The organism is Aquimarina spinulae (assembly GCF_943373825.1).
Taxonomy (GTDB): Bacteria; Bacteroidota; Bacteroidia; order Flavobacteriales; family Flavobacteriaceae; genus Aquimarina; species Aquimarina spinulae.
The window spans coordinates 1,323,480-1,350,042 of record NZ_CALSBP010000001.1; the positions used below are offsets into that span (position 1 = coordinate 1,323,480).

Below are 26,563 nucleotides of genomic sequence, written 5' to 3' on the forward strand. Positions count from 1 at the left end.
CACAGTACAAAGATGAGCGATACAATTGCTGGGAAATACACCTTTTCTGGTGAAAATATTTACCCTGAAAACAGGGGGGTATTTATATGTGGTAAAACCCTTTTTATAGTGAGCTTTAATACTAAAGGAAAATATAGTTTTGTCGTAAACAATTTTTTTCAAAAATGAGAAATAGTAGGATTCAGTTTACAAGAAAATTAGAGTTTAGTATAAAGGTGTTTACCTTTTGTTTAATGGTATTGGGAAATGTCTTTATGTCCTATAGCCAAGGATGCCCAGAAGTACCAATATCTATTTTAGATGGTACTAATGGTTTTTTTACAGAAGGAACAGACTCACAGAATTTTTTTGGAAATTCTGTTAAAGATGCAGGAGATATTAATGGAGGCGGTGTATCTGATATTATTATAGGAGCACCTTATGATGGTTCTGGTGATCAAGAGGGAAATGTTTATGTTATTTTTGGTGAGTCTGAAGTATCTTCAACACCATTTGATATTTCTATGTTAGACGGGGATAATGGTTTTGTTATAAGAGGAACAGGTGTAGATAATCAGTTAGGTTTTTCTGTGAGTACAGCAGGAGATTTTAATGGTGATGATTTTGATGATATTATAGTTGGTGTTCCTAGTTCTTCAGTAGGTGGAGGGAAAGTAATAGTCCTTTTTGGGAAAGACACGACTACGGGTACGGGGTTTTCTGCTTCATACACTGTATCTGATATTAATCCTACTAATGGTAATGGTGTTATTATTGAAGAAAGTATGGGGACAAATTTTGGATACTCTGTAAGTTATGCAGGAGATCTTAATGATGATGAGGTGTCAGATATAATTGTAAGCTCTCCTGGGTATGACACTCCGGGGTTTAGAAATAATGGTAGAACCTATGTGATTTTTGGGAGTTCTTCTATATCCGATATGAACGTATCTTCACTTAATGGAGGTAATGGTTTTGTGATAAATGGTTTTTTACAAGCTGAAGCAGGGTTACAAGCTAGTGTAAGTAATGTTGGAAGTATCAATAATGATGCATTCGATGATGTTATTATGGGATTTCCCAATTATGAAGTAGGAGGTAATGATGTTGGTCGAGTTTGTGTGCTTTATGGAAGAGATAATTTTCCAGCAGAGATTGACCTGGAGAGCTTAAGTACTACTGATGGTTTCTCTATTATTGGAGAAGGAACAGGAGGGGCTTTAGGTTTTTCTGTAGGGCCGGCAGGAGATTTTAACGAAAATAATGGGCCAGACGATTTCATAATAGGTGACCCTAGAAAAGATGTAGGTGACGCAACAGATATTGGAGAAGCTTATATTATTTATGGTAGTAGTTCTTTTCCTTCTTTATTTAGAGTTTCGGATTTAAACAATACAAATAGTTTGACCTTAAGAGGAGATGATCCCAGAGATAATCTTGGATTTGCAGTAGATGGCGCATCAGATATTAATGGTGATGGAGTTTCAGATATCATTGTTTCCTCCACTAGTGGAGGAGCGGGGTCTCAGGGGGGGGCTTTTATAGTATTTGGAGGAACAACTACAAGTTCTGATGCTATAGAAGCTTTTGATATTATAGGAAGCATAGGATATTCTGTATTTGAAGATACTAGATTTGGAAGATATCGTTTTGGCCATTCGGTTAGTATGATAGAGGATTTTAATGGTGATATGACTCCCGATTTTGCAGTTGGAGCGATAAAGAGGTATAGTTTTGGAACAAATAGTGGTAGAGCTTATGTTTTCTATGGAGAAACTTTTGATCTGGTTGATGCAGAGTTACCAACAATTAATTGTCCACCTAATCAAGAATTGTATGCGAATTCTGTTTTACCTAATTATGTTTCTTTTCTTGGGGATACAAGAGATAATTGCACATATGAACGAGATCTTGTTTTTACTCAAACCCCACCCCAGGGAACTATTATAAGTACAGATACAAATGTTACCGTTTCTGTAACAGATAGATCAGGAAATACCAATTCTTGTAATTTTAGAGTGACAATAAAAACAGAAACGTCAACCATAGAGTGTAATACATCTTCTTTTCCTGTTAGCCATCTTAATGGAGATAATGGGATACTGCTCTATGGTGAAAAAGCAATGGGACGCAGTGGTGGTGGAGAACAACTTGATGTAGATACTGCAGGAGATGTTAATGGAGATAGGATACAAGATTTTATAATAGGTACAACAGGAATTGTGGCTCCGTCTGTTGGTCCGTATGGGAATGAACGAATTACTCTTGATGGTTCTGCATATGTTGTTTTTGGTACAGATAGAGGCTTTCCTCCTAATATAGATTTAGCACTTTTAGATGGTTCTAATGGATTTATCATTCGAAATGATACTCCGTTTACAGGAGGTCATCCAACCACAGGGGCATCAGTTAGTAGTGCAGGAGATATTAATGGAGATGGAATTGATGATGTAATGGTGAGTGATCCATACAGGAATACTGCTTTGGGTTTTGAGTTAGGATATACACATATTATATTCGGAAGCAGGGGTGGTTTTTCTAGAGAGTTTAATATTTCTTCTTTAGATGGGTTTAATGGATTCACAATCATAGGCGTGGGGAGTAGCGAAAATGCTGGAGTTGTAGTCGATAATCTAGGAGACGTTAATGGTGATACTATAGATGATATCGCAATCATTTCTGCTGGTTCTTCTTTTCTTCCGATTGCTAATAGTTTTGTTGTCTATGGGACAAGATCTAGATTTCCTGTTGAAATAAGAGTAAATGAATTAGATGGGAGTAATGGATTTACTATTAGAGATTCTGGAGGAACATCGGGAAGAATTAATCTTTCTGCAGTTGGAAATGTTAATGGAAATGGGAGTAATGATATTGCAGTAGGTGGTGTTGCAGGTAGAAATTATATAATCTATGGTCGGGAAAGAAGTGATCCTTTTCCTGCAATATTTGATGTTACAACTATTGATGGGACCAATGGATTTACAGTAGAATATCCTGGTCGCCCTAATTTATCTGCACATGTTGCAAAAGCAGGGAGTATTAATGATGACAGATTTCAAGATGTAGTGTTTGGAAATGAATTTGTGGTTTTTGGAGGGGAAGCATTACCAGCAATAGTTGACCTTAGGACTCTTGATGGAACTAATGGGTTTTCTTTTGATAGTAGTGTTAGGAGTGTAAATACAGAATACGCAGGAGATTTTAATAATGATGGGATAGATGATCTTATCTTAAATCCTAGGAATTCGGCATATATACTTTATGGAAAAAACAATTGGGAGTCTACAATAACGCTTACTTCTCCTTCAGTTTCAGTGTTACCCATAAGGTTAGACCTCGGAAGTGGAAGAAATATTTCAGTAAGTCATGCAGGAGATGTAAATGGGGATATGATTGATGATATCATTATTGGTAAATATGATATTATGAATAATTTTGATGTAGATGCTCCCGCTCCAACTATATTTGTTGTTTTTGGTCAGAATATTCCAGACATTGATGCGCCAAATATTAGAACTTGCCCTGGTAATCAAACCTTAAGTTCAGGATCTCCGTTACCTGATTATACAGGTGATGTTGATGCTACCGATGATTGTGATACCAATCTAGAGATTACGCAAGACCCTATTGCAGGAACCTTATTTACAGCAGATACAACAGTTACCATAACGGTAACCGATAATAGCGGAAAAGAAACCCAATGTAGTTTTGATGTAAGAACTCCTACTCTTACTCCTACAGTGAACCTTTCAGTTTCGTCAAATACAGGTACAGAAACAGATGAGACAATAATAACAGTTAGAGCTACTTCTTCGATGGCTGTTGTAGGTGATCAAACTATTGATATTGGTGTTACAGGAGTAGAAATTACATCTTCAGATTTTACCTTAAGTACTACTACCATTACTATTCCTGATGGGATGACCATGGGTGCAGTGACTTTTACTATTGTTGATGATACTGTTATGGAAGGCATAGAAACAGCAATATTAACGATTAGCAATCCATCTACAGGTATCACTCTAGGAAGGACTACGACGCAAAATGTTGTTATTACAGATAATGATTCAGAATCTACTCCTACTGTAAATCTTTCAGCTTCGTCAAATACAGGTACAGAAGCAGATGAGACAATAATAACAGTTAGAGCTACTTCTTCGATGGCTGTTGTAGGTGCTCAAACTATTGATATTGCTGTCACAGGAACAGGAATTACACCTTCAGATTTTGCCTTAAGTACTACTACCATTACTATTCCTGATGGGATGACCACGGGTACAGTGACTTTTACTATTGTTGATGATATTGATATAGAAGGCACAGAAACAGCAATAGTAACGATTAGCAATCCATCTACAGGTATTACCCTGGGAAGGACTACAACGCAAAATATTGTTATTACAGATAATGATTCAGCACCTATCCCAACAGTAAATCTTTCAGTTTCGGCAAATACAGGTACAGAAACTGCAGGGACAGTAATAACAGTTACAGCTACTTCTTCGATGGCTGTTGTAGGTGATCAAACTATTGATATTGATGTCGCAGGAGCAGGAATTACACCTTCAGATTTTGCCTTAAGTAATAGTACGATTACTATTCCTGATGGGATGACCGCGGGTACAGTGACTTTTACTATTGTTGATGATATTGATATAGAAGGCACAGAAACAGCAATAGTAACGATTAGCAATCCATCTACAGGTATTGCTCTAGGAAGGACTACAACACAAAATATTGTTATTATAGATAATGATTCAGCACCTATCCCAACAGTTAATCTTTCAGTTTCGTCAAATACAGGTACAGAAGCAGATGAGACAATAATAACAGTTAGAGCTACTTCCTCGATGGCTGTTGTAGGTGATCAAACTATTGATATCGGTGTTACAGGAACCGGAATTATGACTTCAGATTTTACCTTAAGTACTACTACCATTACTATTCCTGATGGGATGACCACAGGTATAGTGACTTTTACTATTGTTGATGATGCTCTTGTAGAAGGCACAGAAACGGCAATAGTAACAATTAGCAATCCATCTGCAGGCATTACCCTGGGAATGACTACAACGCAAAATGTAATTATAGAAGATAATGATGCCCTTATATTATGTACTATAGAAGCTGGTGATGATGAAGAGATTACACAAGGGCAGGAGGTGCAATTAAATGCGACTGCTTCTGGTAACGGAACATTTGTTTGGACACCCTCAATAGGTCTTACTAATACTAATATTGCTAACCCAATAGCAAACCCAGATCAAACAACAACCTATACTGTTGTTTTTACCAGTGATCAAGGATGTGTCGAAGAAGATACGGTCACCGTTTATGTAGAAGCACAAGAAGAAGATCAAACCCGATATGGTTTTTCACCAGATGGTGATGGAATCAATGAATATTGGGAGATTTATAATATTGAAAATTATCCTGACAATAAAGTATCGATCTATAATCGATGGGGAGATATAGTTTTTGAAGTTGAAGGATATAATAATACTTCAAGAGTTTTTAGAGGAATTGCCAATCGAAAGAGAAGTTTGGGAGGAGATAAATTACCCGAGGGGACATATTTCTTCAATATCAAAATAGAAGGTTCTCATAACTTAAAAAAACAAACGGGTTTCCTTGTTTTAAAGCGTTAATTTATGAAAAAAGTATATATATTATTGATAGTTGCAATACTATCTAAAGGATTTTTATGCCCAATATTTGGGCAGCAAACGCCGGTTTTTGCAAATTATAATTACAATACAGTAGTTATTAATCCAGCCCATGCCGGTTTCTATCCCGATTCTGATATTACTCTCACTAATAGAGGATATTTAAATCAGTTAGATGGTAGTCCGAGAAATATTGGGTTAACAGTCAATTCGCCATTGCGTTCAAAAAATATGGGATTAGGAGTAGGAGTTTATAGTGACCAGATAGGAGTAACTACAACAACAAGCTTATTTGGAGCATATGCTTATAAAATAGTTTTTGATCATAATTATAACCAGGCACGATGGTGGTCTTATAATCCTAATGTATTATCTTTTGGGATTACGGGAGGTGCAATGATTTATAACGAAAATTTACTAGAATTAGGTATTGATAATGATCCTAATTTTGCAAATAATATTAATACTGTTATCCCAACCTTGGGGGTAGGGATTTTGTATAATAGAGAGCATATTTATATAGGTGCTTCTGCTCCAAACTTATTAGGAGATTCTTTGTCTTCTGAGGATAATATTAACTTAGAGACACCATATTATGCGTATGCAGGATATCGTTTTTTTGCTTCACGTTTTAAAGAAGTATTAATCACTCCCAGCGTTTTGGTTAAATATGTTTCTGGAGCTCCGATTCAGGTAGATATTAATACTACAGTGAATTACAAAAACAAAATTGAGATTGGTGCTGGATACAGAACGAGTTCTTCGATGAATTTTCTTGCAGGATTTTATATTTCTAATCACTTACGAGTATTGTATAATTATAATCAAACCCTAAGAGATACTCCCATTAATAATACACACGGAATCATACTCAGTTACCGTTTAGGTAATGGGTTTGGTAATAAGAAATAATTAACCAGATCAGGATTCAATACCTAATTTTAGTATAGATAAGAATAGAATTATACCTTATCAAGGTTTTATATATTTCATTTTTAAGGCATATTTAGTTAACCCCGCCAGGTTTCTAACATTAAGTTTAGCAATAAGATTTTTTCTATAACTTTCTATAGTATGTTTACTCAAAAACAATTGATCTGCAATTTCTTGTGTAGTATGCTCTTGCGCAATAAGGGTAATAACATCAATTTCTCTTTGAGTGAGTTTAATATCTTCCTTCTTTTTTTTAGCAAACTTATTTTCTAAATAAATATCTTTTATATCTTTTGAGAAATATTTCTCTCCCTTAAGTATTGTTTTTATAGCTTTTAAAAGCTCTTCTTTTTCAGCATTTTTTGGCACATATCCGTCTACATCATGTTCTATAAGATTATCAATCATATCTGCATCATTATGCATACTAACCACTAGGGTTCTTATACTTTTCTTTCTTTCTTTTATAATTTTGTTTAGAGAAATACCATCTAATTCTGGCATAGAAATATCGGTGATAATAAGGTCGATTTTTTCATCCGGATTAATTTCCAGATATTTTGCAATATGTTTACCATCTTTGGCAGTTAATAAAATATTATATTCTTTTTCTGAGTTAAGAATGCTTAGTAAACCATCCAAAAACATTTTATGGTCATCTGCTATGATTAAATTATATTTCATTGGTTTATTTTTTTGTAATTAGGTTTAAATAAAACTCACTATGTGCGATCCTAATCTTATTTGCTATCAGGTAGGCAAAATAGGATTGATCTAATGATTATAGCTTACTTTATCATTAATTGATGTTAATGCCGGAACTTCTATATCTATAATAGTACCTCGATTAACTCTAGAATCTATATGAAAAGTACCTGATACTTTTTTTAATCGATTTTTTATATTCTCAAATCCAAGTCCGGTAGCTTTATTTTTTGCGTTAAAACCTATGCCATTATCTTCGAATAGTACATTTATCATATTTTCTACTAGATTTAATTGAAGCTCTACAGAAGTAGCTTTGGCATGTTTAATTGTATTCGTAATAAGTTCCTGAATAATTTTAAAAATTTCGATTTGCAACGTTTCGTCTAAAAGATCAATTTCTGTTCTTGGGTATGCTACAAAAGAAGTGCTTAGACTAGTCGTACCACCAATATTATTAAAATACTCTTCAAGGACATCACAAAAGTTGTTTTTACTAAATTTTTTAGGGATCAAGTTATGTGATAAATTACGTACCTGCTCGTAGGTGTCATCTAATTGATTATTAATTATTGATATTGTTTTTTTATTTCCATTAAGCACAGTGTTATTTAGTTGCAGCTTTATAGCAGCAAGATTACCACCGATACTATCGTGTAGTTCTAGTGCAATACGTTTTCTTTCTTTATCCTGCCCTTTGATAGACGCTTTAATTAGTTTTAACTCTTGATCTTTAATCAGAGAAGAAATTTTTTGCTCACTTATTTCTTCTTGTTTTTTATTTAATTCATTCTGAGTCTGAAGTTTTTGATAATACGTGAACAATAAACCAATAACCGGAATAAGAAGAATTAAAAAAGAGTACAAGATACTATTTTTAATACTTTTTTGCCTGGCTAATTTAGATTCTTGAATTTCCTGATCTTTTTTTAGTAGTGTAATCTCATTAAGTTTTTTTTCTGAAGCATTCTGAAAAGATAAAATCTTGTTGTGAGTTTCTTTTTTTTCAATCTCTTGTTGTAATTTAAGATTTTTGATCGCTTCTTCCTGATTTTTTAAATCCAATTCTCGATTTGCATTTTCGACCTGAAGGACTTTTATTTCTTTTTCTTTTTGAAGGGTGTTAAATTTTACTTCAAGTTCATTAAGTTCTTTACTCTTTTGTAATTTACTTATTGAATCTTTGATTTTTATTTCTTTTTTAAGATATGAATAGGCATCTTTATAATTATTCTGAGTTTTAGAAACTTCTTTGAGGTTATTGTATATTGTTATTTGTTTGTCAAGAAAACCTAATTCCTCTGAAATAGATAAGGCTTCATTATAAGATTCTTTAGCTTTATTATATATTTTTTTATCTTGATAAACCAAACCGATATTAGTTAGGATATCAATAAGTGCTCTATGAAATTCTGTTTCCTTAGCTATAGGATATGCTTTATAATAATACTCAATAGCTTTATCATGATCTCCCATAAGATGATATATGGCACCTATGTTTTGTAAAATTGCAGCTTTTATTCTCGAAGCTTTTTTATTTTTAAAAAAATCAAGAGCTTTTTTAAAGTAGGACATCGAAACTTCATAATTATCTTTAGAAGAATATGCATTGGCAAGACTATTATAAATCATAAACGTAAAATCTGGATCTTCTTTATACTCCAAACAAGCTTTTAAAAGTTTTATTGAATTATCATAATTGCCTAGTTTGATGTCCATGATTGCCAAATTATGTAATTTTACATAGTACTGCTTTTTTGGTTTCAATTTTTTAACAATTTCTAACCCTTTTAGATGCCACTTTTTGGCCTCTTCAAATAGGCCTTTGTGCCCATATGAAAGTGCTATTATATTATATGCATATGATTTTCCTTGTATAAAGATTGAATCATTTCTTTTACCAATGATTTGTAAAGTCTTGTTTCCGTAAAATAATGCTGAATCCCCTAGATTTCGTTCATTAAAATAAACTCCTAGATTTATGTAGGCTTGTAATTTTATTTTTCTATATCTGGTTTTTTTTAAGATTTTATGACTTACAATATAAGCTGCCCTATCTTTTTTTGTATCAAGATCTTGGAATGCTTGAGAAATTAGTTTTTTTTGGGCTGTATATGCTTTTGATTCTGAGTGAGATAAAGGTGTTGCTTTTTCTTCCTCTTGAGCATACGAGCCAATAGAGTAAAAAAATAAAAAAACCGTAAATAGTTTTAGTACAAATTTTAACATAAGCAAATGTATTAATTCTTGGATCCAATAACATCCCTGAAAATAGGGGTTTTATAGAATTAAATAATGCTATTGATAGATGAGATATTGCTTTCTATTGGGGTTAATTTTATTTTGATTTTTGCAAAATTTGGCTACAAATAATTCGGTTTACCATCGAGTATACCAGAATCGATTTGTGGTTATAATATTCCCTTATCATTAATCAGTGTGAATACCGGAACTTCTATATCTATAATAGTACCTCGATTAACTCTAGAATCTATATGAAAAGTGCCAGATACTTTTTTTAATCGGTTTTTGATACTCTCAAACCCAAGTCCGGTAGCTTTGTTTTTTGTATTAAAACCAATGCCATTATCTTCGAATAATACATTTATCATATTTTCTACTAGATTTAATTGAAGCTCTAAAGAAGTAGCTTTGGCATGTTTAATAGTATTGGTAATAAGTTCCTGGATAATTTTAAAAACTTCGATTTGCAGAGTTTCATCCAAAATATCAATTTCTGCTCTTGGGTATGCTACAAAAGAAGTGCTTAGACTAGTCGTACCACCAATATTATTAAAATACTCTTCAAGGACATCACAAAAGTTGTTTTCACTAAATTTTTTAGGGATCAAGTTATGTGATAAATTACGTACCTGATCATAAGTATCATCTAATTGATTATTAATTGTTGATATTGTTTTTTTATCTCCGTGAAATACAGTATTATTTAATTGCAATTTTATAGCAGCAAGATTACCACCAATACTATCGTGTAGTTCTTGTGCAATACGTTTTCTTTCTTTATCCTGCCCTTTAATAGATGCTTTAATTAGTTTTAACTCTTGATCTTTGATTAGAGAAGAAATTTTTTGCTCACTTACCTCTTCTTGCTTTTTGTTTAATTCATTCTGAGTTTGAAGTTTTTGATAATATGTAAACAATAAGCCAATAACCGGGATAAGAAGAATCAAAAAAGAGTACAAGATGCTATTTTTAATACTTTTTTGCCTGGCTAATTTAGATTCGTGAATCTCCTGATCTTTTTTTAGTACTATAATTTCGTTACGTTTTTTTTCTGAGGCATTCTGAAAAGACAAAATCTTGTTCTGAGTTTCTTTTTTTTCAATCTCTTGTTGTAATTTAAGATTTTTGATAGCTTCTTCCTGGTTTTTTAAATCCAATTCTCGATTTGCATTTTTGACCTGAAGGACTTTTATTTCTTTTTCTTTTTGAAGGGTATTAAATTTCACTTCAAGTTCATTGATTGCTTTGCTTTTTTGTAATTTATGTATTGAGTCTTTGATTTTTATTTCTTTGTTTAAATAATTGTACGAATCTTTATACTTACCTTGTGTCAGTGAGATTTGTTTTAACATTTCATAGCTACTCATTTGTTCTTCTAATATTCCTAATTTCTCTGCTTCAGAAATCACGTTTAAAAAAAGAGCCGTTGCTTTGTCATACTCTTTTAGCTTTATAAATGAAACACCTGAATCGAATTTTGATGATAATGTGATGTAATCATATCCATTTTTTTCAGAAATAGTTATAGCTTCATTATAAAAAGATATAGCCTCATTGTGATGTCCTTGTTTTTGATAGTTAACACCAAGACTTATTAACGTTGCGGCATAGTTATAGGTGTCTCCAGTTTTTTTAGAGAGATTTTTTGATTTTTCTAGATAGTAATTAGAAGTTTTATAATCCTTTAAATTACTATAGATATCACCAATGTTAGAATAGGTTAGGGATGTTAATATTTCATCTTCTTTATATTCGAGACACTGTTTGAACAAACGTAGTGCAGTTTGATTATCGCCTAACATCATATAGCTAGTGGCTAGATTATGCAAATGTGAATAATAAAACTCTTTCTCATCATATTTTTGAGTGACTTCAATACCCTTAAGATGGTATTTTTTACTTTCTAGATATAAGCCTTTTATGATATAATTTGCACCAAGTAATTCATAAATTAATCCATTTGTCCTGTTTTTTATAGAATCATTAAGAATGTGATTAAGTTTTAATGCTCGTTTAGCAAAGTAGATGGACGAATCGGTTAATGATTTTTTATAAAAATATTTGGAAAGTAATAGGTTTACTTTAACTTTAGAATAATTAATCTTAACAGACTTAGATAGGTTTGTAGCTTTTTGATATGCTTTATTATCTTGATTGTCAGCAAGAAGTTTGTAGACTTCTTCGAGTGATTTTTTCTCTTTTTCTTCGAGCGTAATCTTCTTGTAAACAGGTGTGTAAGTCTCTTCTCTTATCTGAGATTTGAGAGTAAAAGGAAGCATTAATATACTATATGTAAATATTAGGGATAGAAATCTTAACATAAACAAATGTATTAATTCTTCGGTATACCAATATCCCTGAAAACAGGGGTTTTTTAGAACTAAATAATGCTATTAATAGATGAGATATTGCGCTCTTTTAATCTTAAATTTCTCCAGACCTTCTATCCAGGTATTTTTAATTTCTCGAAAAGAAAGACCTTGTTCAATTTGTTGTTGCAATTTTTTTGTTCCTGCGTGAATGGTGAATGATTTGGTGTTAAAAAACTTTTCTTTGATTTTGGTATGCTTATAGGCATCAATTAACCACTCTAAGTTTATAGAATCTAATGACTCACTTTTTCTTAAATCTTTTCCGTAACATACTTCTCCTCTATGTTTAGGATATTTAGAACCAAAATTTGGCTTGGGGATATATGCATAATCATATTTTTCTATACTCAAGTCAGGAGAACCAAAAATTTGAAACTGTGTTTCGGTACCACGGCCTGCATTAATGGTAGTTCCTTCAAAAAAACCAAGACTAGGATATAAATTGATAGCTTTATCATTTGGTAAATTTGGTGATGGTCGTATTGGTAAACTATATGAAGCAGTATGAGAGTAGTTTTTAACAGGAATAATATTGATCTCACAGGTCAAATTTTTTCCCAACCAACCTTCGCCATTGATCATTTTTGCATATTCGCCAATAGTCATACCATGAACTAATGGTATTGGGTGTACTCCCAGAAAACTTGAGTGCTCAGGTTCTAAGGTTGGCCCATCAATATATTGTGCATTTGGATTTGGACGGTCTAAGATCAAGACAGGGATATTGTTTTCTGCACAGGCTTGCATTACGTAATGTAATGTCGAAATATAGGTATAAAAACGAACTCCTACATCTTGGATGTCAAAAACAACAATGTCTATATTAGATAAAGCTTCTTTAGATGGTTTTTTGTTTTTTCCATGGAGAGAGAAAATAGGAAGCCCCGTTTTGATGTCTTTACTATCAGCAACTAATTCTCCCGCATCTGCTTTACCTCTAAAACCATGTTCTGGAGCAAATACTTTCTGAATTTTAATATTTCTAGACAATAAAGAATCAACAAGATGTACATAATTTTGACTAGTAATACTATCTTTAAAAATAACAGAAGTTTGGTTTCCTACAATAGCTACTTTCTTATTTTCTAAAATAGGAATATAATCATCAGTAAGATTGGCTCCAACTACTATAGATTCTTGAATTTTTGTAGTATCTTGAGCAATATATGCTGCAGATATTGAGTTTTCAATTTTTACAGAAGAAGGGGGTAAAGTTGTTTTTATTCCACTTACACAAGAAATAAAAATTATGAAAAGGAATAAAAATGTATTTTTGAATGCATTTCTAACAAAAACCATAGTTAAGCTTGAATTTCGAGTATTTTATTGCTAAACGCCTCATCAAAGGTAAGGAACATAAAAGTAGCATTTCGACTCCAATTATAAAAATTGCAATCTTTGCTATTGCTGTTGGTATGATCATGATGCTAATTACAGTTGCTACTGGCGTAGGACTACAACGCAAAATAAGGGAAAAAGTTGCTGCATTTAATGGGCATATATTAATTTCTAGTTTTGATAATAACAGTAGTGTAGAATCTCTTATGCCTATATCTACCAATCAAAACTTCTATCCAGAATTTTCTGAGGTTGAAGGAATTGTTCATATGCAAGGTGTGGCAACAAAAATGGGACTTATACGCACAGCATCTGATTTTGATGGTGTGGTGGTTAAAGGAGTGGGTAAAGGTTATAATTGGGATTCTTTTAAAGAATATCTTGTAGAAGGAAGAATACCCGATTTTACAGGAGAGCTCAATGAAGAAATTTTGTTGTCTTCACATATAGCAAATCGTTTAGGGTTTAGTATTGGAGATAAAGTAATTACATATTTTCTGAAAAAGAACACTGCTTCAAACTCAAAAACTTTTATTAGAGCTTTTGAGATTGTAGGGATTTATAATTCAGGATTTTTAGAGTTTGATGAAACCTTCCTTTTTGCAGACATCAGACATGTGATAAAAATGAATAAATGGAAACCGGATGAGGTCGGGAATTTTGAAGTTTTTATTGATGATTTTGATCAAATCGATAAAAAAGGACAGGAAATCTATGAGAATATTCCTTCTACTTTAGATAGCCAGACAATTTCATTAAAGTATGCTACAATCTTCGAATGGTTAAAACTATTCGATCTTAATATTATTGGTATTATTGGGATTATTATTTTGGTTGCCGGTATTAATATGATTACCGCTTTATTGGTTTTGATTCTTGAGAGAACCCCTATGATTGGGATTTTAAAAGCTTTAGGAACAAATGATTGGAGTATAAGAAAAGTGTTTCTCTATAATGCTGCATATTTGATTTTGATAGGTTTGTTTTGGGGTAACCTTATCGGTATAGGTTTACTTCTTATACAAGAGCATTATGGAGTTGTAGGGCTTAATCCAGAAACGTATTATGTAAGTACAGCTCCAGTGTATATTGATATAGGATATATTGTGTTACTCAATATAGGAACAATGTTATTATGTTTATTAATGCTGCTTATCCCTTCATATATTATAGCAAAGATATCACCAACCAAATCCATCCGTTTTCAATAATTTGTTATTCTCTATTTTAAAATTGCCAATCGATAATCTAGGTCGTATCTTTGCCGTGTTGAAATACCCTATGGGGTTGTAAATTATAACGAGTGGAATACGCAAAAAACATACTAGAAACTATTGGGGATACACCATTAGTCCAATTGAATACATTGGTGAAAGATATAGACGCTTTGGTGTTGGCTAAATATGAAACTTTTAACCCAGGGAATTCTGTAAAGGATCGAATGGCTTTAAAAATGATAGAAGATGCAGAAGCAGATGGTCGATTACAGCCAGGAGGAACTATTATAGAAGGTACATCAGGAAATACAGGAATGGGATTAGCATTAGTAGCTATCATAAAAGGGTATAAACTGATTTGTGTAATGGCAGATAAGCAATCTAAGGAAAAAATGGATATCCTTAGAGCAGTAGGCGCAAAGGTGATGGTTTGTCCAACTAATGTAGAACCCGATGATCCAAGGTCGTATTATTCGGTTTCTAAGAGATTAGCAGAAGAAACTCCAAATTCCTGGTATGTTAACCAGTATGACAATCCTTCGAATGCTCAAGCGCACTATGAAAGCACAGGTCCCGAAATTTGGAAACAAACAGATGGGAAAATAACACATTTTATTGTTGGAGTAGGTACTGGAGGTACGATATCTGGTGTAGGAAAATATCTAAAAGAAAAAAATCCAAATGTTAAAATCTGGGGAATAGATACCTATGGTTCTGTTTTTAAGAAATACCATGAAACAGGGATTTTTGATGAAAACGAAATTTATTCTTATATCACAGAAGGTATTGGGGAAGATATTTTACCAAAAAATGTAGATTTTTCGGTTATTGATGGATTTACCAAAGTGACAGATAAAGACGCTGCGGTTTATACTCAAAAACTTGCGAAAGAAGAAGGAATGTTTTTAGGTAATAGTGCTGGAGCGGCTATAAAAGGATTACTTCAATTAAACAAACATTTTACCAAAGATGATGTTGTCGTGGTTTTATTTCATGATCATGGCAGTAGATATGTAGGGAAAATGTTTAATGATGATTGGATGCGAGAAAGAGGTTTTCTTGATGAGGAAGTATATACAGCCGATGATTTAGTGAAAAATCATATAGAAAAACCATTGATTACTGTTAAGACAGAAGAACTGGTATCACATGCTATTGAGCGTATGCGTAAATTTAAAATTTCGCAAATACCAGTAGTTGATAGTGATGGATTTGTTGGTTCTGTAGATGAGAGTGCACTTTTTACTGCATTTTTAGATGATAAAAATACTGGTAGTACACCAATTAAAGATGTTATGAAAGGTTCCTTTCCGATTGTAAACGCTAAAACTTCACTTGATGAGATATCCAAACTTATTAAAAACGGAAGTTCTGCAGTTTTAGTTGAGTTAGAAAACGGAAAACACCACATCATAACAAAGTATGATGTTATTAGTCATATAAAATAAATTCTTATATTTAAATAATAATTCTCCCCCTCTATTAGCTTTTTTTGTAAGCTAATAAAGGGGTTGTTTTTGTGTTTATTTATTTTTTTTGGTTACCAGGAATACATCTACATGGACCTAAAAAGATAAGTGTAAATTGATGGTGGTATGTGTAAATATTTGTTTGATTTTTCTGATATAGACAAACTAAGTGACTATTTTAGATCACAACTAAGTCCAAATAGTTCTACTGATCGAATTTATTTCCCTCCCGAGATTGGAGAAGGGTATTTGTTGTATTATAAAATATCTCCAGAAGTCTTTCTTATTATAAACAATTATAAAGCTAATACAGATATTGAATATATTAGACGACCCATCGATGAAAAAGATATTATACTTCATTTTAGGAAATATGCTTTAGATCATCAATTAAAGGAAGATCAAATTATAAGCCAATATTCTGATAGTTATACCCCAGGTAATATGAGATGCATGGATGCTCGACAAGGAGAACAAGTTTTTATTACAAAAGGAGCAGAAGTAAAATCTACCATGATCGTGTTAAAAAGCTCATATACCAAACCTTTTTTTTTAAAGAATAACGATATGGCAGAAAAACTTGATAATTATATTCGTTATTCTCACCAACATATTAATAAATTTTATCTTTCTTATAAACAATCAAGTCTTTTTGATCAGATTGTACAACCTGATGTAGATAAGGTAGAGAATTACCTTTATTTTATCGCTAGAGGTGTTCGGCTATTAGAAACTTTTTGGAAAGATGTATTAAGATGGGAAACAGAAAGCAATCCTTTTAGTATCAATTGTGGACAAGTGGGTAATATTTATAAGGTAAGTGACTATCTAAAAAATAATCTTAAAGAACCTTTTGTTGGTGTTGATCAATTAGCAGCCATGGCACATATGAGTCGTACAAATTTTTTTAATATGTTTAAAGAAATTCATAATCAAACTCCTTTAGAGTTTTTTAATAATAAAAGACTAGAGATTTCATACAATATGATTATCGGAGAAGGATTATCAATACGTGAGGTAATGGATACGCTTAATTATTCTAATTCTTCAAAATTTAAAAAAGCATTTTTTAATAAGTTTGATATCTACCCAGATGTGAATACATAAAATATGTAAAGCCCAAATGCTGGCTTTCTTATTGTTTGGATATATATAAAAATAAAGATGGTCGCCAAAAATGGCAACCATCAATAACCTAACACAAACTCAACTTAGCTTAGGGTTTTGTAATCTTAATATTTTTAGAATGAATTAATTTTCCCTTTAATTCATAACAAAGTAAAGAAATGAATTTGTGGTTAAGTTTTCCATTAATACATAAAATCTTACCAATAGTACATTTTTGTAAGGAATTAACTTGATTTTAAGAATATTAAGTAGTAATCGTACTATTTAAAAGGAGTTAGTTCTGTGTTTTTTGTGTTTATAACAACTTTAACCTTCTTTTTTTGGGGGGTACTAACTAATGTTAGTCTTTTAGACTAAAGACTTTGCTGATCAATAATTTTTAAAAATATTTCTGGTTCTGGCCGTACTCTATAATTATTAGTAAGGTCTGCAAAGATTATTTTTCCTTCTTTATTAGTTATGATTACCGTTGGCATTACAGTATCACTGTTATATCCTAGTATTTGGAAACCCATAGGAAGACCATTTTTTGAGAAAATTTGTAATTGTTTCGCAACTTTATTTCCTTGATCCACCAAATAATTGAAATTTAATCCAAATTTTTTTGCTAGAGATTTGGTATGCTTATGAGGTTGGGGACTAATAAGAACTATATTAATTTTTCTTTTTTCAAGCTCTTTATATTGCAAAGCAATTTCTTTGATCTGTGCCATGCATAATGGACACCAATTTCCGCGATAGAACAGAAAAATTGATGGGTTTCCTATAAATTTGGAAGTATTTATATTGTTTTTTTCTGTATCCTGTAATTCGAGTTCTGGTAACAGATTGCCTACTTTAATAATCGTGTTTTTTTCTCTATTATTAAAAGTAGAATACCATCTTATGTATAATACCCATCCTAAAAATAAACCAATACCCGGTAAAGATCCATTTAAATCTTGTTCTATAATACCTCCAAATAATAGACTAGTTAAGAAACCAATAGAAATAGGTAGCGTGTATTTTTTTAGATTAGCATCGGTCCGCGCAACGGGTTTTACAAAAATCAAAATGAAGAGTGTTACAATAGAAAGCGAAATAATTAACCTTCCTATATATCTATAAGATACTCCATGATCAATAAGATGTATAACACTGTCAATAGCAAAATAAAGAGCAATTACAGGGAAAACAGATATGAAAATGGACTTTAAAATATTAGTCATTTATATGCTGATTTAAAAATTAGTCAATGTTATTTAGTAGAGCTTACAAGATTTTAATAAATTTTAGTATTTTCATCGTCTAAATTTTAGAAAAGCTATTCTTCTTATTTTCTATCCTACCCGAAATATTTAGTAGCTAATACCACCTGTTTGCTTACAGGTAGGTCTTATAATTATAAACAATCTATAGAATATATGACTGAGGATTTTTTACAATACCTTTGGAAATATAAAAAATTTGGGTTTGCTGATCTTAGAACAACAAGGCATGAGGAACTTACACTTCAGCAAATAGGGACACATAATATAGAAAACTCTGGACCTGATTTTTTTAATGCAAGACTTATTATCCAAGGGCAAAAATGGGCAGGAAATGTTGAGGTGCATATCAGATCAAGTGACTGGTATGTTCATAACCATGAGAATGACCCTGCATACGATAATGTAATTCTTCATGTAGTTTGGGAAGATGATGTAGAAGTATACAGAAAAGATAACTCGATTATACCAACATTACAACTTAAAGAATACATAAGAGAAGAGTTGTTGGTTCGCTATAAAAAGCTCTTTGATAAAAGTGTTCAACAATGGATTAGTTGTGAAAAACAGCTTCCCGAAGTTTCACGTTTTATGTTGTCGAATTGGCAAGAAAGACTGTATTTAGAGCGACTAGAAAAAAAATCGACTTTAATTTTGAAACTTCTAAAGGACTCTGCAAATAATTGGGAAGCTGTGTTGTTTAAACTACTGGCCAAAAATTTTGGTTTGAAAACTAATGGAGCCGCTTTTTTGAGTTTGGCAAATTCAATAGATTTTGCAGTGCTTAGAAAATGTAGAGGTCAACTAGAAGAATTAGAAGCCTTATTTTTTGGTCAGGCAGGTTTTTTAGATGTTGATGTAAAAGGAGAGTATTTCAATACCTTGAAAAATGAATATCAATTTTTGAAAAACAAATTTAAATTGAGTACACATGGCGTAGATCCATTTCTTTTTTTTAGGTTAAGACCACCTAATTTTCCAACGATACGATTGGCGCAGTTAGCAATGTTATATTTTAAAAATCATCAACTTTTTAGCAAAGTGATCAATGGTAATACTATAGATGATTTTTATACTCTTTTCAGTGTAGAAACAAGCGAATTTTGGCAAAACCATTATACTTTTGAAAAAGAATCAAAGACAAGTAAAAAGAAACTAACAAAATCATTTATTGACTTGTTGTTGATCAATACGATTATTCCTATAAAATTTGTTTATGCCAGAAGTGTAGGACAAAATCCTGAAGAAGATATTTTTGAGTTAATTACTAAATTACCTTTTGAAAAAAACAGTATTATTAGCAATTTTATGGACTTAAATGTGCCAATTGAAAATGCAATGCATTCTCAAGCTATGATTCAACTCAAAAATACATACTGTGACCAAAAAGCATGTTTAAAATGTGCAATAGGGAATTATTTATTAAATGGTGAATAGAATTTAGGATAATATAATTATTTTGCGACATGCTTTATAATCTAAGACAATTTTTAGAACGTAACGGATTTTATGTTTCCTCCAGGTTAGCCGATAGGTTGGGGATGCGAGCAAAAAATGTACGGTTGTTCTTTATTTATTTAACCTTTGCCACTGTGGGATTAGGTTTTGTAATATACCTTAATCTGGCATTTTGGCTAAAATTAAAAGATTTGGTTTATACTAAACGAACTTCAGTATTTGACCTATGAAAAAGATCTATAGATGGGGAGTGCCAAAAATATATATTGCATTAATTTTATTAATTATAGTAATTGCTATCGGAGTACTAGGATTTCGGTTTTTTTCTAACTATTCCTGGGTAGATGCCTTATATATGACAGTTATTACTTTGTCTACTGTGGGTTTTGGAGAAGTTCAACCATTAGATGATAGTGCAAAGTTATTTACTGTATTCCTTATCTCGACTAGTGTAGCCATATTTGCATATTCTGTATCAGTAATAACAGAATATATTGTAAGTAAAAATGATCCTAAAAGACTTCAATATCGAAAAACACAAAAAATGATACATCATATTGAGAATCATATTATTATAATTGGTTATGGCCGTAATGGTAAACAAGCTGCCGCCAAATTGTTAGCATACAATAAACCATTTATTATTATCGAAAAAGACGAAGCAGTAATAGAAAGATATCAAAATGAAAGCCTGTTTTTTCTAAAAGGTAATGCCACAGAAGACGAAGTATTAATAGAAGCAGGTATTAAAAGGGCTGCTTGTTTAATATGCACATTACCAGAAGATGCAGATAACTTGTTTATTGTGCTTTCTGCAAGACAAATTAATAAAAAACTCAAAATAATTAGTAGAGCTTCTCAAGATACTTCTTATAAGAAAATACGATTAGCCGGTGCAGATAATGTTATTATGCCAGATCGAATTGGTGGAGATCACATGGCGTCTTTAGTAGTAGTGCCCGATTTAATAGAGTTTTTGGATAATCTTTCTATTGTAGGTAAAAAATCTATAAATATTGAAGAAATTTCTTTTGAAGACATGTTTGATGATAAAATAGAAAGAACTATTCTTGATATCGATATGAGATCCAGAACAGGATGTACCATTATAGGTTACAAATCACCAGAAGGAGAATATATTGTAAACCCAGAAGCTAATACCTTGTTAAAACCAAGTTCTAAGATTGTAGTTTTAGGCCGCCCAGAACAAATTAATCTTTTAAATAAGGAGTTCGATATTTGAGAATTAGAAACATTTAACATCTAAAAAAATTGTAAACAAATGTTTTTTTTACCATCTTGCTCACTTCTTAACAATTAAATTCAATTAATTCACAAAATCATGAAGAGAATTCTTCTTTCACTTTTAGCACTTACCATTCCATTTTTTACATTCGCACAAGAGGTCACAGAAAAAGGACTTGATCAGAAAATAGATGAAGGTTTTAAACCTGTATCCGATTTTTTCTCTGCAGTAATTTTCTTTGAAGTTTTTGAAGGTGCTCCGTTTGTTATCATATTATTAGTATTAAGTGCCCTGTTTTTTACACTCTATTTTGGTTTTCCTAATTTTAGATATTTTGGAAAAGCCATTAATGTGGTGCGAGGTAAATATGATGATGTTGAAGGACATAGCTTAGGAGATCCATCGGCTGCGGTAGATGGTGATATAAAAGATACAATACGTGATGAGTCTAAGGAAGGAGAAGTTAGCCATTTTCAAGCACTGGCAACAGCAGTTTCTGGTACTGTGGGTAATGGTAATATTGCTGGGGTAGCGCTGGCAATTGCACTTGGAGGACCAGGAGCAACATTTTGGATGATTATTTGTGGATTATTAGGGATGTCTACCAAGTTTGTAGAATGTACTCTTGGAGTTCAATATAGAGATGTAGGAGAAGATGGTACTGTATATGGAGGTCCTATGTATTATTTAAGTAAAGGATTAAAAGAAAGAGGATTTAATGTTCTAGGGAAAATTGCAGCAGTCATATTTGCTATATTTTGTATAGGAGGATCTTTTGGTGGCGGTAATGCGGCACAATCTAATCAGGCTACCGTTGTTTTGAAAGAACTTTTAGATCTTCAAAGTACAGGAGCAGGGTTTTGGATTGGAATAGTCCTGGCAATTCTTGTTGGAATTATTATTATTGGAGGAATTAAGCGTATCGCTTCTGTAACAGAAAAGGTAGTTCCTTTTATGGCTATCTTATATTTGTTAGCTTGTTTATATATAATTTTTGGTAATTTCTCTTTAGTAGATGATGCTATTGGTTTGATTATTAGTGAAGCTTTTAATCCAACAGCTATTGGAGTAGGAAGTATTATAGGAGTTTTATTAGTAGGTTTTAAAAGAGCTGCATTTTCTAATGAGGCAGGAGCAGGTTCTGCATCTATTGCGCATTCTGCGGTAAAAACCAAATATTCTGCGAGCGAAGGACTTGTTGCTTTGCTAGAGCCTTTTATTGATACTGTATTAATATGTACAATGACAGCATTAGTAATTATTATCTTCAATTTTGGCGGAGCATTTGAGTATGGAGGTGATGGTTCTGGAGCAGTTTTCATTGATGGAGTATCCTACGAAGGTGCAGGAATAACTTCTATGGCTTTTGCAAAATATATACCTTATTCTAATGTGTTTTTAACTATTGCTGTAGTATTATTTGCGGTGTCGACTATGATTTCGTGGTCGTACTATGGTTTACAATCCTGGAAATTCTTATTTGGTAGAGGTAGAGCTGCTGATTTAACCTATAAATTATTGTTTTTAACGTTTGTAATAATTGGAGCAGCAGCGAGTATGAGTTCTATTTGGGCATTCTCTGATGCAATGATTTTTGCGATGGTATTTCCAAATATGATTGGACTGTTCTTTTTATTTCCTGTCGTTAAAAAACAACTATCTAGATATTTTGAGGCGATAAAAGCATCAAAAAGTTAAAAAGACTATTCTTTATGAATTATAAAAAATCCCATTTCGAAATACATTCACGTTTTCGAAATGGGATTTTTCTTTTATCAATTATCCTATTTACTACACTTATAGGATATTATTTTTATCCAAAATCCCCTTCTCAACAGTATAGTTTTGCTGAACTTACCTCTTTTCAGAAGCAAATAGACTCGCTTAAGAGTGTAGCCGAACAACAAAAAAAAGAATATCATCTACAACCTTTTAACCCAAATTTTATCTCAGACCATAAGGGATATATGTTAGGGCTTTCTACAAGAGAGCTAGATCGACTTCATGCATACAGAAATGATAATAAATGGATCAATTCTATTGCGGATTTTAAAAAAGTAACTCAGGTTTCTGATTCGGTTCTTTCGGCTATCTCTCCTTTATTTAAATTTCCAGAATGGACAAAAAAGAGTAATGCCAGAGTGAGCAGGAAATATTCTAAGAAGAAATTTCCCATTAAATCATATGATCAAAAAAAAGATTTAAACACAGTTTCTAGTGAAGAATTAGAGCAAAGTATTGGCCTGCCTGATTTTGTTGCAGAAAGAATAATCAAATATAGAAATAGTATAGGAGGCTTTACTCTGGATACTCAACTTGAGGATGTTCGCGGTCTATATGATAATCAGAAAGATAAAATTTTATCCATATTTACGGTTAAAACACCTAAAGAGATAAAAAAAATAAATATCAATACTGCGTCAGTCAATGAATTAGTAGAAATCCCATATTTTGATTTTGAAATGGCGTTGGATATTAAAGAATTTATTGAAGACAATGGGAATATTTCAAACTTTAATGAATTAGGAAAAATTGAGGGTTTTTCTCTCAAAAAAATAGATAGAATAAAGTTATATTTGACATTGAATTAAGAATCATTAAAAAATTGCTGCGAATTTTGATAAATCATTAAAATAATAATTGATTCATAAGCCCATTTTATGGATTTCGGTTTTATTGTATTGAGGAAGCAATCATTATGAGTAGTAATATGTTAACTAAAAAAACGAAGGTTGTCATATGAATAGTATGTATTTTACAGAAGAACACGAATTATTTAGGCAAAGTCTCAGGGAATTTCTGAAAAAAGAAGTAACTCCGCATATAGACAAATGGGAAAAAACTGGAGATATTGATCGGTTTATTTGGGAGAAATTTGGTGAAATGGGGTACTTTGGAATTGCGTATCCAGAAGAATACGGTGGACTAGATCTCGATCTGTTTTATACTGTGATACTTTTAGAAGAACTACAAAAAATTAATTCTGGTGGTTTTGCGGCTGCTATATGGGCACATGCATATTTGGCGATGACACATCTAAATAAAGAAGGCGATCATAGAATTAAAGAAATGTACTTAAAACCCAGTATATCTGGTGAGAAAATAGGATGTTTAGGTATTACAGAGCCTTTTGGGGGATCTGATGTTGCAGGAATGAGAACCACGGCAATAAAAGAAGGAGATCATTATGTAGTTAATGGATCTAAAACCTTTATTACTAATGGTGTTTATAGCGATTATCTGGTTATTGCTGCAAAAACAAATCCCGAACTAGGAAATAAAGGAATAAGTATCTTTGTTGTTGATAGAGATACTCCAGGAATTTCTGCTACCAAATTAGAAAAATTGGGATGGAAAGCTTCTGATACAGGAGAAATTGCTTTTGATAATGTAAAAATTCCCGCGAATAACTTAATGGGGGAAGAAAACAAAGGATTCTCATATATTATGCAACATTTTGCTTTAGAAAGGTTGATAATGGGAGTTAATGCACATGCGCGAACAGAGTATGCATTAGAATATGTTATACAATATATGTCAGAGCGAGAAGCTTTCGGGAAGACAATTGATAAATTTCAGGCGCTAAGACATACTGTTGCAGATATTGCAAGTGAAGTAGAAATGTGCAAAGAATTTAATTACTCTGTTGCTAAACGACTTAATGATGGGAAATATGTAGTTAAAGAAGCCAGTATGTCGAAGTTGATTTCTACCAAAATTGCTGACGAAGCAATATATAAATGTCTGCAACTATTAGGAGGCTACGGGTATATGGAAGAGTATCCAATGGCAAGACTATTTAGAGATAGCCGATTAGGTCCAATAGGAGGCGGAACTTCTGAAATATTAAGAGAAGTAATTGCTAAGATTATAATTGATAAAAAAGAATATAAAGCGGCAACGTAAAATAGTATAGATTTTTTAAATAAAATTTTATATACCAAAAAAACCTCAGAGAGAAATCTCGAGGTTTTTTTTATTCTGTACTTTTTTAGATTTAAAAATAAGTACTTATTATTTTTTACTAGTAAAAAATAATAAAGTTTAAAGTTTTATCAACACGCAAACGTTTGCGTGAGATTTCAAACGTTTTCGACTTTTGTAAAATACTTAATTTGATAAAAATTTAACACAAACATTAGTTAATTATGAAAATCAACACATTTTTTTATGGACTTCTCACTATAACGTTTTTGTTTATTAGTTGTAGTAAAGATGAGATTTTAGACGAAGCAGCACCTGAGTCTGGGGATTTACAGGAAGAGGTTTCTTCAAAAGCATTAAAACAAATTGGTTCGGGAGTAATGATGCAAGCTTTTTATTGGGATGTTCCGGCAGGAGGCACCTGGTGGAATGTTGTAAAAGGAAAAGTAAATAGTTGGAGTAATGCAGGGATAGATGCTATTTGGTTACCACCTGTTAGTAAGGCTATGAATGGAGGGTTATCTATGGGGTATGATCCCTTTGATTATTATGATTTTGGGGAGTATAATCAAATGGGGAGTACCGAAACCAGATTTGGTTCGCGCTCAGAATTAACTAGTTTAATTACAACTGCACATAATAATAGTCTAAGTGTAATAGCAGATATAGTGATTAATCACAATAGTGGAGGAGATTCTGAAGCTAATATTTTTACTAATTCTAATACATATACAGATTATAACCCTCTATCTGGATTATTTGAAAGAACTCAGTATGATTTTCATCCAAATGATTATCATGCTAATGATTCTGGTGTTTTTGGAGGTTTTGCAGATATGTGTCACCACAAAAGTTATGTGCAGGATTGGTTATGGAAAAAACCTAACTCTGTAGCTAAGTATTATAAAAATACGATGAAATTTGATGGTTGGAGATTTGATTATGTAAAAGGATTTGAACCTTGGGTTCCAAAAGAATTTAGAAATGCAGTAGGAGGGTTTGCTGTAGGGGAATATTGGGATGGAAATGTAAATACATTAAAATGGTGGACAGATCAAGCGCAAATGTCTGCATTTGATTTTGGATGTTATTACAAAATGAAAGATGCATTTCAAGGAAATAATTTAAACGCACTTAGTGGAGATATGCTATGGAAAAGAAATGCTTCTAGAGCAGTTACTTTTGTTGCTAATCATGATACTGATGAAATCATTAATAATAAAATATTGGCTTATGCATACATTTTAACTCATGAAGGATATCCTGCGATTTTTTATAGAGATTATGAGGATTGGTTAGATAAAAATAAAATGAATAATCTAATTTGGATTCATAACAATCTTGCAGGAGGAAACACAACAAACCTTTGGACAGATAATGACGAATATATCGCTAGAAGAAATGGAGGAAGTGGTAAAAATGGTTTAGTGGTGTACATTAATAATTCAGATTCATGGCAGGAAAGATGGATCCAGACCAATTGGTCAAATAAAAAAATTAAAGACTATACGGGGCATTCGGGATGGGAGCCGACTACTCAGGGAGGTAAATGGGTTAAGATCCAGGCACCGCCAAAAGGCTATTCTGTATGGTCTTTGAAATAATATTAAATATTATTGAAGAAAACTTTGTGGATA

The 26,563-nt window shown here is 32.2% G+C and carries 17 protein-coding genes; 12 read left to right on the forward strand and 5 right to left on the reverse strand.

All coding sequences use genetic code 11. From position 1 onward, the window contains the following. The first annotated feature begins 164 nt into the window (after positions 1–164). A complete protein-coding gene (locus NNH57_RS05780; protein WP_108808430.1) occupies positions 165–5,627 on the forward strand; it encodes a T9SS type B sorting domain-containing protein in 5,463 nt (1,820 codons plus the stop codon). 3 nt (positions 5,628–5,630) lie between these two features. Further along, positions 5,631–6,557: a PorP/SprF family type IX secretion system membrane protein gene (locus NNH57_RS05785; protein ID WP_108808431.1), complete on the forward strand. Its 927-nt coding sequence runs from the start codon at positions 5,631–5,633 to the stop codon at positions 6,555–6,557. Between the two features lie 60 nt (positions 6,558–6,617). Here the strand turns inward: NNH57_RS05785 and NNH57_RS05790 are convergent, their stop codons facing one another. The 4 genes from NNH57_RS05790 to NNH57_RS05805 form a co-directional block, all read right to left on the reverse strand. Next, entirely contained in the window at positions 6,618–7,262 is a 645-nt protein-coding gene (locus NNH57_RS05790) for a response regulator transcription factor (RefSeq protein WP_025665910.1), read from the reverse strand. Between the two features lie 90 nt (positions 7,263–7,352). Beyond that, a complete protein-coding gene (locus NNH57_RS05795) occupies positions 7,353–9,512 on the reverse strand; it encodes an ATP-binding protein (RefSeq protein ID WP_108808432.1) in 2,160 nt (719 codons plus the stop codon). Between the two features lie 182 nt (positions 9,513–9,694). Beyond that, positions 9,695–11,806, reverse strand: coding sequence for an ATP-binding protein (locus NNH57_RS05800; RefSeq protein ID WP_165944068.1), 2,112 nt, complete (start codon positions 11,804–11,806; stop codon positions 9,695–9,697). 114 nt (positions 11,807–11,920) lie between these two features. Next, a complete protein-coding gene (locus tag NNH57_RS05805) occupies positions 11,921–13,198 on the reverse strand; it encodes an exo-beta-N-acetylmuramidase NamZ family protein (protein ID WP_108808433.1) in 1,278 nt (425 codons plus the stop codon). A gap of 8 nt (positions 13,199–13,206) precedes the next feature. Between NNH57_RS05805 and NNH57_RS05810 the strand changes: the two genes are divergently transcribed. From NNH57_RS05810 to NNH57_RS05820, 3 genes are all read left to right on the forward strand, one after another. Next, the gene (locus NNH57_RS05810) at positions 13,207–14,448 is read left to right on the forward strand and encodes an ABC transporter permease (RefSeq protein WP_108808434.1); all 1,242 of its coding nucleotides are present in this window, start codon (positions 13,207–13,209) and stop codon (positions 14,446–14,448) included. 92 nt (positions 14,449–14,540) lie between these two features. Continuing rightward, the gene (locus NNH57_RS05815) at positions 14,541–15,902 is read left to right on the forward strand and encodes a pyridoxal-phosphate dependent enzyme (RefSeq protein WP_074408244.1); all 1,362 of its coding nucleotides are present in this window, start codon (positions 14,541–14,543) and stop codon (positions 15,900–15,902) included. A 147-nt stretch (positions 15,903–16,049) separates the two neighbouring features. Beyond that, complete coding sequence (locus tag NNH57_RS05820) at positions 16,050–17,030, forward strand: helix-turn-helix domain-containing protein (protein ID WP_074408243.1); 981 nt, start codon at positions 16,050–16,052, stop codon at positions 17,028–17,030. Positions 17,031–17,404: 374 nt separating this feature from the next. Here the strand turns inward: NNH57_RS05820 and NNH57_RS05825 are convergent, their stop codons facing one another. Further along, positions 17,405–18,259, reverse strand: a complete 855-nt coding sequence (locus tag NNH57_RS05825) for a peroxiredoxin family protein (RefSeq protein ID WP_108808435.1) — start codon at positions 18,257–18,259, stop codon at positions 17,405–17,407. Between the two features lie 195 nt (positions 18,260–18,454). On the opposite strand from NNH57_RS05825, the gene NNH57_RS05830 reads away from it, so the two are divergent. From NNH57_RS05830 to NNH57_RS05860, 7 genes are all read left to right on the forward strand, one after another. Then, on the forward strand, positions 18,455–19,735 hold the full coding sequence (locus NNH57_RS05830; protein WP_074408241.1) for a DUF2851 family protein: 1,281 nt from the start codon (positions 18,455–18,457) through the stop codon (positions 19,733–19,735). Positions 19,736–19,764: 29 nt separating this feature from the next. After that, positions 19,765–19,986 carry a PspC family transcriptional regulator gene (locus NNH57_RS05835; RefSeq protein ID WP_024768898.1) on the forward strand — a complete coding sequence of 74 codons (222 nt, stop codon included), beginning with the start codon at positions 19,765–19,767 and terminating at the stop codon, positions 19,984–19,986. Next, positions 19,983–20,999: a potassium channel family protein gene (locus tag NNH57_RS05840; protein ID WP_074408240.1), complete on the forward strand. Its 1,017-nt coding sequence runs from the start codon at positions 19,983–19,985 to the stop codon at positions 20,997–20,999. The genes NNH57_RS05835 and NNH57_RS05840 overlap by 4 nt, the downstream gene beginning before the upstream one ends. A 99-nt stretch (positions 21,000–21,098) precedes the next feature. Then, on the forward strand, positions 21,099–22,700 hold the full coding sequence (locus NNH57_RS05845; RefSeq protein WP_074408239.1) for an alanine/glycine:cation symporter family protein: 1,602 nt from the start codon (positions 21,099–21,101) through the stop codon (positions 22,698–22,700). A 14-nt stretch (positions 22,701–22,714) separates the two neighbouring features. Continuing rightward, the gene (locus NNH57_RS05850) at positions 22,715–23,593 is read left to right on the forward strand and encodes a ComEA family DNA-binding protein (RefSeq protein ID WP_108808436.1); all 879 of its coding nucleotides are present in this window, start codon (positions 22,715–22,717) and stop codon (positions 23,591–23,593) included. A 148-nt stretch (positions 23,594–23,741) separates the two neighbouring features. Then, positions 23,742–24,908: an acyl-CoA dehydrogenase family protein gene (locus NNH57_RS05855; RefSeq protein ID WP_074408237.1), complete on the forward strand. Its 1,167-nt coding sequence runs from the start codon at positions 23,742–23,744 to the stop codon at positions 24,906–24,908. 242 nt (positions 24,909–25,150) lie between these two features. Beyond that, entirely contained in the window at positions 25,151–26,530 is a 1,380-nt protein-coding gene (locus NNH57_RS05860) for an alpha-amylase (protein WP_074408236.1), read from the forward strand. Positions 26,531–26,563 lie beyond the last annotated feature (33 nt).

What these genes read in the sequence shown, in the direction of transcription:
- NNH57_RS05860 (WP_074408236.1), top strand. Translation starts at nt 25,151, where the DNA reads ATGAAAATCAACACATTTTTTTATGGACTTCTCACTATAACGTTTTTG.
- NNH57_RS05780 (WP_108808430.1), top strand. Translation starts at nt 165, where the DNA reads ATGAGAAATAGTAGGATTCAGTTTACAAGAAAATTAGAGTTTAGTATA.
- NNH57_RS05825 (WP_108808435.1), bottom strand. Translation starts at nt 18,259, where the DNA reads ATGACTAATATTTTAAAGTCCATTTTCATATCTGTTTTCCCTGTAATT.
- NNH57_RS05795 (WP_108808432.1), bottom strand. Translation starts at nt 9,512, where the DNA reads ATGTTAAAATTTGTACTAAAACTATTTACGGTTTTTTTATTTTTTTAC.
- NNH57_RS05850 (WP_108808436.1), top strand. Translation starts at nt 22,715, where the DNA reads ATGAATTATAAAAAATCCCATTTCGAAATACATTCACGTTTTCGAAAT.
- NNH57_RS05830 (WP_074408241.1), top strand. Translation starts at nt 18,455, where the DNA reads ATGACTGAGGATTTTTTACAATACCTTTGGAAATATAAAAAATTTGGG.
- NNH57_RS05800 (WP_165944068.1), bottom strand. Translation starts at nt 11,806, where the DNA reads ATGCTTCCTTTTACTCTCAAATCTCAGATAAGAGAAGAGACTTACACA.
- NNH57_RS05820 (WP_074408243.1), top strand. Translation starts at nt 16,050, where the DNA reads ATGTGTAAATATTTGTTTGATTTTTCTGATATAGACAAACTAAGTGAC.
- NNH57_RS05790 (WP_025665910.1), bottom strand. Translation starts at nt 7,262, where the DNA reads ATGAAATATAATTTAATCATAGCAGATGACCATAAAATGTTTTTGGAT.
- NNH57_RS05840 (WP_074408240.1), top strand. Translation starts at nt 19,983, where the DNA reads ATGAAAAAGATCTATAGATGGGGAGTGCCAAAAATATATATTGCATTA.
- NNH57_RS05785 (WP_108808431.1), top strand. Translation starts at nt 5,631, where the DNA reads ATGAAAAAAGTATATATATTATTGATAGTTGCAATACTATCTAAAGGA.
- NNH57_RS05845 (WP_074408239.1), top strand. Translation starts at nt 21,099, where the DNA reads ATGAAGAGAATTCTTCTTTCACTTTTAGCACTTACCATTCCATTTTTT.
- NNH57_RS05835 (WP_024768898.1), top strand. Translation starts at nt 19,765, where the DNA reads ATGCTTTATAATCTAAGACAATTTTTAGAACGTAACGGATTTTATGTT.
- NNH57_RS05855 (WP_074408237.1), top strand. Translation starts at nt 23,742, where the DNA reads ATGAATAGTATGTATTTTACAGAAGAACACGAATTATTTAGGCAAAGT.
- NNH57_RS05805 (WP_108808433.1), bottom strand. Translation starts at nt 13,198, where the DNA reads ATGGTTTTTGTTAGAAATGCATTCAAAAATACATTTTTATTCCTTTTC.